General features: G+C 67.1%; 11 protein-coding genes. 3 read left to right on the top strand and 8 right to left on the bottom strand.

Annotated elements, in window-relative coordinates:
* Positions 1–20 precede the first annotated feature (20 nt).
* The 5 genes from DIZ26_RS34220 to DIZ26_RS34240 form a co-directional block, all read right to left on the bottom strand.
* Positions 21–926 (bottom strand): carbohydrate ABC transporter permease, encoded by a 906-nt coding sequence (locus DIZ26_RS34220; RefSeq protein ID WP_112248673.1) that lies wholly within the window; start codon positions 924–926, stop codon positions 21–23.
* On the bottom strand, positions 923–1,822 hold the full coding sequence (locus DIZ26_RS34225; protein WP_112248674.1) for a carbohydrate ABC transporter permease: 900 nt from the start codon (positions 1,820–1,822) through the stop codon (positions 923–925). Before DIZ26_RS34225 ends, DIZ26_RS34220 begins: the two co-directional genes overlap by 4 nt.
* Positions 1,823–1,866: 44 nt before the next feature.
* Positions 1,867–3,147 (bottom strand): ABC transporter substrate-binding protein, encoded by a 1,281-nt coding sequence (locus DIZ26_RS34230; protein WP_112248675.1) that lies wholly within the window; start codon positions 3,145–3,147, stop codon positions 1,867–1,869.
* Positions 3,148–3,344: 197 nt separating this feature from the next.
* On the bottom strand, positions 3,345–4,376 hold the full coding sequence (locus DIZ26_RS34235; RefSeq protein ID WP_112248676.1) for a zinc-dependent alcohol dehydrogenase family protein: 1,032 nt from the start codon (positions 4,374–4,376) through the stop codon (positions 3,345–3,347).
* A gap of 570 nt (positions 4,377–4,946) precedes the next feature.
* Positions 4,947–5,885, bottom strand: coding sequence for a LysR family transcriptional regulator (locus tag DIZ26_RS34240; protein ID WP_112248677.1), 939 nt, complete (start codon positions 5,883–5,885; stop codon positions 4,947–4,949).
* A gap of 109 nt (positions 5,886–5,994) precedes the next feature.
* Here DIZ26_RS34240 and DIZ26_RS34245 point away from each other — a divergent pair, with 109 nt between their 5' ends.
* The 3 genes from DIZ26_RS34245 to DIZ26_RS34255 all read left to right on the top strand — a co-directional run bounded on the left by DIZ26_RS34245 (position 5,995) and on the right by DIZ26_RS34255 (position 7,505).
* Positions 5,995–6,543 carry a sugar O-acetyltransferase gene (locus DIZ26_RS34245; protein WP_112248678.1) on the top strand — a complete coding sequence of 183 codons (549 nt, stop codon included), beginning with the start codon at positions 5,995–5,997 and terminating at the stop codon, positions 6,541–6,543.
* A 154-nt stretch (positions 6,544–6,697) separates the two neighbouring features.
* Positions 6,698–7,009, top strand: coding sequence for a hypothetical protein (locus DIZ26_RS34250; RefSeq protein ID WP_112248679.1), 312 nt, complete (start codon positions 6,698–6,700; stop codon positions 7,007–7,009).
* 154 nt (positions 7,010–7,163) lie between these two features.
* The gene (locus DIZ26_RS34255) at positions 7,164–7,505 is read left to right on the top strand and encodes a TraR/DksA family transcriptional regulator (protein WP_112248680.1); all 342 of its coding nucleotides are present in this window, start codon (positions 7,164–7,166) and stop codon (positions 7,503–7,505) included.
* 366 nt (positions 7,506–7,871) lie between these two features.
* Here the strand turns inward: DIZ26_RS34255 and DIZ26_RS34260 are convergent, their stop codons facing one another.
* Genes DIZ26_RS34260 through paaN form a run of 3 tightly spaced genes read right to left on the bottom strand, consistent with a single transcriptional unit; the run spans position 7,872 to position 11,453 of the window.
* Positions 7,872–8,390 (bottom strand): flavin reductase family protein, encoded by a 519-nt coding sequence (locus tag DIZ26_RS34260; RefSeq protein ID WP_112248681.1) that lies wholly within the window; start codon positions 8,388–8,390, stop codon positions 7,872–7,874.
* The gene (locus tag DIZ26_RS34265; RefSeq protein WP_112248682.1) at positions 8,387–9,775 is read right to left on the bottom strand and encodes a serine hydrolase domain-containing protein; all 1,389 of its coding nucleotides are present in this window, start codon (positions 9,773–9,775) and stop codon (positions 8,387–8,389) included. Before DIZ26_RS34265 ends, DIZ26_RS34260 begins: the two co-directional genes overlap by 4 nt.
* Positions 9,768–11,453 carry a phenylacetic acid degradation protein PaaN gene (gene paaN, locus DIZ26_RS34270; RefSeq protein WP_112248683.1) on the bottom strand — a complete coding sequence of 562 codons (1,686 nt, stop codon included), beginning with the start codon at positions 11,451–11,453 and terminating at the stop codon, positions 9,768–9,770. Before paaN ends, DIZ26_RS34265 begins: the two co-directional genes overlap by 8 nt.
* Between the last annotated feature and the right edge of the window lie 33 nt (positions 11,454–11,486).

The raw sequence follows: 11,486 nt of genomic DNA on the forward strand, positions 1-11,486 counted from the left end.
GCAAGGCCGTAGTACGGGGGTCAGCCCTTGAGGGCGCCTGCCATCAGGCCGCCGATGAACCAGCGACCGAGCAGGATGTAGACGAGCAGGGTCGGGAAGGACGTGATCAGGGCACCGGCCATCGAGGCCGCGTAGTCCACCTTCTGGCCGCCCGCGAGCGCCGCCAGGCCGAGGGTGACCGGGCCGTTGTTCTGCTGGGTCAGGAACAGCGCGAACAGGAAGTCGTTCCAGACCGACGTGAATTGCCAAATGAGCGTGACCACAAAGCCGGAGATGGAGATCGGCAGGATGATCCGCGCGTACGTCTGGATCAGGCCGGCGCCGTCCACCCGGGCCGACTCGATGATCTCGTTCGGCACCACGGTCGCGTAATAGTTGCGGAAGATCAGTGTGCAGATCGGCAGACCGTAGATCACGTGTGTGATCAGCAGGGTCGGGATGCCGCGGGTCACGTCGAGGTCCTGGTACGTCTGCCGCAGCGGCAACATCACCGCCTGGTAGGGGATGAACATCCCGAACAGGATGAACGCGAACACCAGGTTCGCGCCGGGGAACCGCCAGCGGGCCAGCACGAACCCGTTCGCCGAACCGATCATCGACGCGATGATCGCCGCCGGCACCGCCAGGGAGAGCGAGCGGACCATGTACGGCTCGAGGACGTCCCAGGCCTTGCGCCAGGGCTCCAGGGTCCAGGTCTGCGGCAACGACCACTGCGCGGCTGCGGTGGTGTCGCTGGAGGTCTTGAAACTGGTGATGAGTACGACGTACACCGGCGTCAGGACGAAGAGCAGGAACAACAGCAGCAGGACGTAGCGAACAGTCCGGCTCTTCCTGGTCGATCCGTCACTGATCGTACTGCGCTGCGGCTTCCGGCTGATCGCCGCCGCGGCCTTACCGGTGGCAGCCGATGCCTCCACGACGGTCATTCTTCGCTCTCCTGCCGGACGGTGTAGGCGACATAGGGAATGACGAGGACGGCGACGACCGCGAGCAGCACGATCGCGATACCAGCCGCCTTGGCCATATCGCTGCGTAGCAAGGTGTTCCACATGTAGACGGAAGGCACCTCGGTACGGAACTGGTTCGGCCCGGTGATCGCGTAGATCAGGTCGAACAGCTTCAGCGACATGTGCCCGAGGATGATCAGCGCCGACAACGCGATCGGGGACAACTGCGGGAACAGCACGTACCGGTACAGCTTGAACTCCGACGCGCCGTCGACCCGCGCCGCCTCGCGCAGCTCCGGCGGGATACCGCGGAAGCCGGCCAGGAACAGCGCCATGATGTACCCCGACAACTGCCAGACCGCGGGCAGCGCGATGGACGCCATCGTCGTCCATCGACTCCCCGCGGTCCACCACGGATTCTCCAGGAAATTCAGGTGCAGCAGGTCGAACAGCCGGTTCAGGCCGCGCGCGTCGTCGCCCTGGGACGGGTTCAGCAACCAGCCCCAGACGACGCCGGACGCGATCATCGACACCGCCATCGGGAACAGGAAGATCGACCGGAACACGCCCTCGCCGGTGACCCCCTTCTCCAACAGCAGTGCCCACAACACGCCGAAGATCAGCGTGCCCACGATGAACGCCACCGTGAGCACGCCGAGGTTCTTCAGCGAGTTGAGGAACCGGTCCTCACCGAACAGGTTGACGTAGTTCTCGAACCCGACATGCTTCGTCGGGAGCGGGCGGGCGTTGTGCTTGTCCGTCAACGAGGTGTTGAAGGTCCAGGCGATCAACCCGTAGACGAAGTACCCGAGCAACAACACCGTCGGCAGCAACACCAACGCACCCGGACCCCAGGTACGGATCCTTCCATGCATGCTCAGGACTCCAGATCTCTAGCGATCGGTGAGGACAACGCGGATCAGGACGACTTGATCGCGGCCGCCAGGGCCTTCTGCAGCGTCCCGACGTCCGGCTTGCCACTGAACTGGCTGATCGCGGACAGGATGCTGTCGTTCTGGCCGAGGCTGCAGGCAGCGCCGTGTGCACAGGACGGCACGATCTTGTTCGACTTCCAGTCGGCCATCGCGGACTGCTGGTACTTCGGGTAGTCCGTCGGCACCGCGTCGGACCGGGCCGGGATCGAGCCCTTCTTGGTGTTGAAGGCCTTCTGGCCCTCCGAACTACCGACCACCTTCAGCCAGCACTTCGCGCCCTCGGGGTCCTGACCACCGGTCGGCAGCGTGAACGAGTCCGCCAGGAACTGGAAGTCCCCCGCGGTGCCCGGCGCCGGCCAGTACGTGTACGCCGAGTCCGGCACCTTGTCGGCGAGCTGCTGCGCGGCGACCCAGTCACCCATCACGGTGTAGCCGGCCTGGCCCTTGTTGACGTAGCCCAGCGCGTCCGGCCAGTCGACCGCGTCACGGTCGACGTTGCTGAAGCTCAGCAGCTTCTGGTACTTCGTCAGCGCGGCCGTCACATCGGCGCCATTGGGGTCGGTGTCGCCCTTCCACAGACCGGTGAACTTGTCCGGACCGAGCTCGGCCAGCAGCACGACCTCCATCACCATCTCCTGGGCGAAGCCCTTGGAGGTGGCCAGCGGAGCCTTGACCCCGGCCGCCTTCAGCTTCTCCAGGTCGGCGATCCAGGCGTCGACCGAGGCCGGCGCCTTGGTGGCGTCGAGGCCGGCCTTCTTCAGCACCGTCGGGTTGGCCCACACGACGTTGGCGCGGTGGACGTTGGCCGGTACCGAGTAGATCTTGCCGTCGACGGTCAGGTTGTCGAGCAGGCTCTTCGGGAAGGCCTGGTCCAGACCGAACTCCTTGTACAGGTCGCTGACGTCGTCGACCTGGCCGTTCTTGATGTAGTCGCCCAGCTCGGCGCCGGCGTGCGCCTGGAAGGTCGACGGCGGCTTCTTGGCGGCCAGGTCGTTCGCCAGCACCTGCTTGGCGTTCGAACCGGCGCCACCGGCCACGGCGGAGTTGACGAACTTGTAGTCCTTGCACTCGGTGTTGAACGTCGAGACCAGGCCGTCCAGTCCGGCCTTCTCGCCACCGTCGGCCCACCAGGTGAAGACGGTGACGTCCTTGCTGGCCGACGAGCCGCCCCCACCGGAGTTGTCGTCGCTGTTACCGCAGGCACTGACCGCGAGAAGACCCACGGCACCCATGACCGCGAAGGTCTTGCTCAAACCACCACGCATTTTTTCACTCTCCGATCAGCTCATGGAGCTGTCTGGACATCATGAATGCCCCCTTGACGGGCCAACTCTGGGCACGCGTACGGGCGGGTGTCAACGCTCTACACACGCACGTTGTGTAGATGTGACACCTTAATGTGCGCAATTGTTGAGGGCCTTCACGGCCTGAACTCAATGCGTGGGTTTCCGGCCAGTCGCCGTCAGGGGCGCAGCAGAACCTTGATACTGCGCCGCTCGTGCATTGCCTGGTAGCCCTCGGCAACCGCTTTCAGCGGCAGCTCCGCATCGAAGACGAGACCCGGGTTGATCGCTCCCGACAGTACGTCCGCCATCAGCTCGGGCAGGTACTGGCGCGCCGGAGCGACACCGCCCGCCAACCCGACGTTCCGGCTGAACATCGTCCGGATCGGCACCTCCACACCGTGCGGCACGCCGACGAACCCGACGGTCGCGCCCGGCCGGGCGACATCGAACGCGGTCTTGAACGACTGGTCGGTGCCAACACACTCCAGTACGGCGTCCGCTCCCACCCCGTCGGTCAGCTCCAGTACTGCGGCCTTCGCCTCGTCCCCACGCTCGGCGATGATGTGCGTCGCGCCGAACTCGCGGGCGAGCTTCTGCCGCGACTCGTGCCGCGACAGCGCGACAACCCGCTCAGCACCCATCCGGGCGGCGGCGAGAACCCCACACAAACCAACAGCGCCGTCGCCGACCACCACGACGGTGTCACCTTGTTTCACTCTCGCTGACCGAGCCGCATGCCAGCCCGTACCCATGACGTCGGACAGCGTCAGCAACGACGGAACCAACGCATCGTCCGGTACTTCGGGCGTCGCAACGAGCGTGCCATCAGCCCACGGCACCTTCGCGTACTCACCCTGCCCGCCGTCGGCACCCTTGCTGCCGATCCCCACGATGTTCTGGCAAACCGACTGCAGCCCGGCCTTGCAGTTCGGACACGTCCCATCGCTCGCGACGAACGGCGTGACGACGAAGTCACCCGGCTTCACCGTGCGGACCTCCGACCCCACCTCCTGCACGATCCCCACGTACTCGTGCCCGATCCTGCTCCCCGGCGTGATCTTGTTCTCCCCGCGGTACGACCACAGATCGGACCCACAGATGCACCCGGCAACAATCTTCACCACAGCATCCGTCGGCTTCTCGATCACCGGATCCGGAACGTCACTGAGCCGCACATCGAAGGGCGCATGAATCGTCGTCGCTTTCATGCCAAGCACTCTAGATCTTTCAACGACTGCCACCCACGCACCTCCTACGTCGGCGCTCCCCACCCCCCAGCTACGGCGCTCCTGCGTCGCACCTACCGCTGCCTTTGTTCGAACGCGTGGGGCCGGCGTCATCTCTGAATCGGGTTGGTCGCGTTCGGAGACCGCAACCAAGCCAATTCGCTGATCTGCAGCTCCGATGCGACCGCCGAGCAGTTCGACGCCTCTCGGCATACCCCAGCTCTGGCGCTCTTATGTCGCGCCCCACCTCGTGTGCGACGCGAGACGCACCGCCGCTCGGTGCGTGTCCGCGGAAATGACGGCTCCACCTCGCACAACTGTCTGTTCGCTGGATGGTGGCGTTCGCGAGCTCGACGGCTCGAGGGCTGACCAGGCCGGCGATCGCAACGATGTGGGTGACGGCGAGTCCGATGAGATCCCGATCCGCAGTGCGAGCCCGACATCAGCGCAATCCCCTCGAACAAAGGCAGCGGAAGGCGTGACGTAGGAGCGCCGTAGCTGGGGGGTGGGGAGCGGCGACGGAGGAGCCGCGGGGGCGGACTGCCCGTAATACTAGTTCTCTACCTTTTCAGCCCAGTGAGGGACCCAGGTCTTCCCCGTCGGAGGGGTGGTGGTTGATTGCAGGTGGTGGAGGAAGGCTGCGAGGGCTGGGTGGGGGTTGTCGTCGCGCCAGATGATCGAGTGGGGATAGACCGGGGTGGGGTCGACGATGGGGATGCGGCGGAGGTCGAACGTCTCCGGCCAGAAATAGCGGGTGCCTTCGCCGACGAAGGTGGCGAGGTCGGTGGAGTGCGCGAGTTCGTCGAGGAGTACTTCGACGCCGAAGCTCGGACCTCCCATGTCGATCGCGAGCGTGAAGGCGCGCGCGAGCTCCTCGTAGTACAGGCGCCACTCGGAGCCAGGCATCATGCCGGGCATCCAGATCCGGTACGGCCTAAGGTCGGCGGGCGTCAGGCTGGTCGCCTCCGCGAGCGGGTGGCGGGGGCCGACGAGGAGCTGGTGAGGGTCGTCGATGACCCGGAACGCCTTGACGGGAAGAGCGAGCTGGCGCCGCGTGACGGCTCGGAATGTGGCGTCGATCGTTCCATCGGCGACGGCTGCGACCGCGGAGTCCACGTCGGCGTCGGGCAAGGTGACGACGTCGAGATCGATGCCGGGATGGCTTTGGTGGAAGGCGTGCAGCGCTGCGGCCGGGGCGGCGCGACGGTTGAGGACGTCGATGCGCAGGGCGCGCCGACCAGGCCGGACCGAGGTGATCGCGCGGTCGGCGACCCGAAGGAGTTCGCGGGCGTGTGGCAGGAAGGCCTGCCCGTCGACGCTCAGTTGCGTGCCGCGGGCGGAACGAGCGAAGAGGAGTACGCCGAGCTCTCGTTCCAAGGCGGCGATGCGCTTCGAGACAGCCTGTTGCGTGATGCCGAGTTCGTCGGCCGCGATGCGGAACTGCCCTCCATCGGCGACTGCCACGAACGTCCGGACGGCCTCGAGATCCACCCGATCACCCTAGACAACCAAGGGTTGTGGCTCGCCGATCCGGCGGTTGTTTGTGCGGTCCTGCCGCGCCCTGTTTGCATCACCACTCAACAAACGAGTGAGGAGCAACATGGCCAAGCTTTGGACCGACAGCGGCGTGACCGAGGTGCACGGCATCCGCGAGCGGGTCGAGCGTGCGATCCGGATGACCGAGCGGCTCAACACACTCTCGTACGACGACCGCGACGCGATCCGCGCGGTCTGGAGTGAACTGACCGGGCATCCCGTCGACGAGACGTTCACCCTCATCCCGCCCCTGTACTGCGACCACGGGATCAACATCCGCGTCGGCCGCAACGTCTTCATCAATCAGCGGTGTCAGCTCAACGACATCGGCGGCATCGAGATCGGCGACGACGTGATGATCGGACCCGGCGTCAGCCTGATCACCTCCGGCCACCCGGTCCCGCCTGCTTCCCGCCGCGACGGCATCTCCGCCGCCCCGATCCGGATCGAACGCAACGTCTGGATCGGTGCCGGCGCGATGGTCCTCCAAGGCGTCACCGTCGGCGAGAACTCCGTCATCGCCGCAGGAGCAGTCGTCACCCACGACGTCCCCCCGAACACCCTCGCCGCCGGCGTACCAGCCAAGCACATCCGAGACATCAGCCAGAAGTGACGCGTCGAGGCGCTGTCTCAGGCCTACGGCGTACCGGATCAGGACCGGCAGAGCTCCTGGGTGAACCCCGTTGATGGTTGCGCTCGGCCGCAGGCGGCCGGGTGCAACTGGCGGTGGTCCTTCCAGCGGCTTCAGCTGCCTACAATCTGGGGGTATGGACGACCAGCACAGCGCTCCACCTGCCGACCAGACCGACACGGGCTGGCGGACCGAAGGGCTGGGCTGGGCAGGAACCGCCGGAGCCGATGTCATCGCGGCGACGGTCCAGGGTGCACTGCTGGCGGATCGTTCCCAGGACGCGCGCGAGTTCGCCGAGGAGCACGCAGCTGACACGTCACCAGCGGCCCGGGCTTTGATCGCCGAAGCCTTCGCCGTCGAAGCAACTCAAGGCGCCGAGGCCGCCGCCCGAGTGCTGGCTCCGCTGGTCTATCCAGCTCCGTCGCCAGGTATGTCGGCGCCGACCTGAGCAGCACGAAGCCGAGGGCGGCGGGCCCGGGCAACAACCCTGCCGGGCTGCCGCCGAAGAGATAGGCGCGGTGCTGGTCGTATTGGGCGAGGCTGGGAAGCTGGCGCTGAGCCAGGCCAGGAACTCGCGGGCGACGACGGTTGAGAATGGACAGATGGACGATCAGCGGACGCGCCTCGAACGTGAGCGGCAGAAGACGCTGGGGCGCCTGGCGAGCTTGACCGGCGACTTCGATGCGATGGTGGCCGCATCCCGCGACAGCAACGCCGATGACGAGCACGATCCCGAGGGTTCGACGATCGCCTTCGAACGCTCCCAACTCGGCGCCCTCGCCGAACAGGCCCGCCACCACCTGACAGAAATCGACGCCGCCATCGCCCGCCTCACCGCAGGCACCTACACAACCTGCGAGCTCTGCGGCCGCCCAATCTCCGACGAGCGCCTCGAAGCACGCCCAACAGCCCGCACCTGCACCACCTGCGCCTCGACCAACTAACCCAACCACCGCGAGCCCGGCGTACCGACGAACAGGTAGTGCACACCCTGGTACGCCGTACGCTCCCCCTCCTCACGCTCAGGTGCACTACCCCACTCCCGCCACCTCCTGTCCGCCGGTACACACTCCCCTCACGCAACGGATCCACCGCAAGGCCCGAGAACACACCGCCAACCAACGTGATGCACCAGAGCGCCGCCGATGACGCCACCTGTCAGCGCATGGTGGCCGTCGGCGGCGATCGAGATCTGGCAATCGCCCTCGGCCAACTGACTGGCCTCCGCTGATCCCAGAGGGAGGCAGCGGAGGAGTGCCGTAGCAGGGGGTGGAGAGCGACCGACGTAAGAGGTCGCGTGGGCAGGGCGCTTACAGCACCGTGTAGCGGCCGCGGCGGTGGATGAGGGGTGGGAGGTCGTCGGGGTGGAGTTCTACGTGGGCTATTTCGAGGTGGACCTGGAGGGACCAGCCGAGTTCGGGGGGATCGGGGTCTACCAGGGTGCAGCCGGCCCAGGTGGTGACGCCGACGGGGGCTGGGCCCCAGGCGGTGTCGGTCCAGTCGATCATCCGGAACGGGCCGCCGGGTGCGGGAGCGACGTAGCCGAAGGCGTCCGCGAGTTGCTGGTGGCCGGCGCCGAGCAGGCTGACCACGGCGGTCCTTGCCGAGCGCAACGTTTTCCACAGGTCGGAGTCCGGGTCGATGAGCCCGATCACGAGACCGGGCTCACCGTCGGCGATCAGCATGGACGACACGGTCAGCCCGGCGCGCTTGCCGTCGTACGCGGTGGTCCAGAGGCCGACCGGCGATGGCAGTCGCCCGCGCAACCGCCGTACCGGGCTTCGCTCCGACTCCGGTGGCAGGAAGGGGTGCTCCCCGTGGATCGTCATGCCTGCACGGTACGCACCCGGTCGGGGAGGGTGAAACGGTCGATCGGCTGAGAGAGGAGTCCGCCGGATCCGCGAACCGACTCGACCTGACCGTCCGGGCCGAAGTTGAAGCGGTAGGACTCGCCGTACGAGCCGTACCCCGAGCCGCCGGTGACACGCAGTTCGTCGCCGTCGACCTCCAGTGTCTGCGGTTCGGCTGCCGGGTCGGGCGAGGTCGGGTCGAGCACATAGAGACGCCCGCCGAGTACGACGAAGTCGTACACCGTCCACAGGTTCGCGAACCGGCCGGTGAAGCGCTCCAGCCCCGCCTCGGTCCCACGCTCCTTGGAGCCGGCCAGGTCGAGCAGCTTGAAGAAGCCTTCCGCGAGTTGTCCGGCCGGGCCGTCGATCGCGTTCGTCAGCACGGACACCGCGATCCGCTGCTCGCCGTCGACGAGCGACCGGGTGATGTGCCCCGGGTACCCGCCGCCGTGGCCGAACAGCTTCCGCTTGCCGCTCTTCGACACCTGCAGACCGAGCCCGTACCGCGGCCAGTCCTCCTCCGTCGTCTGCCACAGCGGGTGTTGCATCTCCCGCTTCGACTTGTCGGTCAGCAGCCGGTTGTCGCCCGGGAAATGCGCCGAGAAGTACGTGACGAGATCGCTCGCGCTGCCGAAGAACCCGGTCGCGGACGCCAGCGCCCGGGTGTCCACGTGATCGATCGGCACCCGGTGGTCGGCGTAGCTGTACGCGCTGTAGCCCGCCGCGTACTCCGTACTCCGCGCGGCATCCAGCTCCGGACCCAGCCCGGAGAGCCCGAGCTTGTCCACGATCGCGGTCTGGACGTAGTCGTTGTACGACGTACCGCCGGCCGCCTCGATCACGAGTCCGAGCAGCCCGTAGCCGATGTTGGAGTACTTGAACCGGTCGTTGTCGGCGATCACCGCGGACGTGTCGTCACGCAGTACGGCGAGCAGCTCCTCGCGATCCGGGAACGCCTTGACCAGCTGCCACCAGCCCGCATCGCCGCTGTCGCGCGTGACACCACCGGCGTGCGCCAGCAACTCGCGGACGGTGAGCCCGCCCAGCCGAGTCCCGACCAGCTCAGTGACGTGCAGCTCAGCCTTGTCGTCGAGCCGCAGCCTGCCCTGCTCGGCCAGCTGCAGTACCGCGGTCGCGGTGAACGTCTTCGAGTGCGAAGCGATCCGGAACAGGTGCTGCGGCGTCAGCTCCACGCCCTGCTCGACATCGGCGAGCCCGTACGCCGAGGAGAGCGCGACCGCCTCGCCGGCGTACACCGCCGCCTGGACCCCGGGTATCCGCTGGTAGCGCTGGTTGAACGCCAGCCAGCTGTCGTAGTACGCGAGTGCTTCTCGCAGGTTCTCGGAATCCAGGGCGTCAGACATGACGCCTAGACTGAATGACGCGGAAGCGACTCGCAACGTACGCACCATCGGTGTACGTCGCGTTGGCGGCCGGATTCGCTCCGGTGCCATGGAAATCGCTGAAAGCAGCCGATTGATTGACGAAGACCTGGCCCGTCAGGTTCTCCGACAACGCCACCCCGACTTCGAGCGCCGCGTCGCGGACCTTCTCCAGCACGGTCTCGTCCGTGGAGTAGACCCCGGCCGTCATCGCGCCGCCCTCGTCGACGGTCTTGCGGAACAGCTGGATCGACTCGTCGGTGTCCGCCGTACGGACGAGGAACGAGACCGGGCCGAAGCACTCGCGTCCGTACACCTCCTCGTCCTTGGCCTCGATCGCGACCAGCAACGGCGTACGGACCACCGCATCCTCGTACGCCGGGTGCTTGATCGCGCGCGACTCGAGCACGACCTGCCCGTACTCCGGCGCCAACTCGAGGCGGTTGACGACGGCGGAGTTGACGATGCCGCCGAGCAGTTCGACCGCGCGCGCGTCGTCGCCGAGCAGCTTGCCGATCGAGTTCGCAATCCCGGCGCCGACCTCGTCGAACGACTTGTGACCCTCGTCCGTCTCGATCCCGTCGGCCGGGACGAACAGGTTCTGGGTGGTGGTGCACATCTGGCCGGAGTACAGGGACAGCGTGAAGGCCAGGTTGTTGCAGAGCGCCTTGAACGAGTCGGTCGAGTCGATCAGTACGGCGTTGACGCCAGCCTTCTCGGTGAACACCTCGGCCTGCGTCGCGTTCTGCTCGAGCCACTCGCCGAACTCGCTGCCGCCGGTGAAGTCGATGATCTTCACCTCGGGCCGGAGCGCGAGCGGCTTGGCCAGCCCGTCGCCGGGGTGCTCGACGGCCAGGGTGACCAGGTTGGGGTCGAAGCCGGCCTCGGCGAGCACCTCGCGGCAGACCTCGCCGGTGATCGCGAGCGGTAGCACGGCCAGCGGGTGCGGCTTCACGACCACCGCGTTGCCGGTGACCAGCGACGCGAACAGGCCGGGCCAGGAGTTCCAGGTCGGGAAGGTGTTGCAGCCGATGACGAGCGCGACGCCACGGCCGACGACGGTGAAGTTCTTCTCCAGCCGGATCGGGTCGCCCTTGGCCGGCTTCTCCCAGACCGCCTCGGCCGGGTAACGGCTCATCTCCTCGTACGCGTAGGCAATCGCCTCCAGCGCCCGGTCGAGCGCATGCGCGCCGCCGGCCTGGAACGCCATCACGAAGGCCTGACCGCTCGTGTGCTGCACCGCGTTGGCCAACTCGAAGACGCGCTTGTGCAGCCGGTCGAGAATCTCCAGCGTCACGCCGACGCGAGTCTCGATCCCGCCCTTGCGCCAGTCCGGCATCCCCTGCTGGGCCGCCGCGAGCAGCTCGTCCAGGCCGTCCTCGACGGTGCGCGGATACTGCACGTCCAGCGAGATCCCGTACGGCGATTCCTCGGTGCTGACCGTGCCGTTCGAGCCCGGCGTCTCGACCGGGTACGCCGTACCGCGGTGCGCCTCGAAGGCCGCCTTGCCGTCCTCGGCCGCCGTCTCGCCGTACACCCGCGGGCTCGGCGACTCGGGGAACGCGGAGAAGTAGCCCCGGCTGCGGATCGCGGCGAGAGCTCCGTCCAGGCGCTCACGATGCGCGGCGAGCCAATCGGTACGGGTCGGTGCGGTGGTCATCTGCGCGCTCCAGGGTCGGGAACTGCCTGCTGC

It is taken from the genome of Kribbella monticola (assembly GCF_003261635.1).
GTDB classification, from domain to species: domain Bacteria; phylum Actinomycetota; class Actinomycetes; order Propionibacteriales; family Kribbellaceae; genus Kribbella; species Kribbella monticola.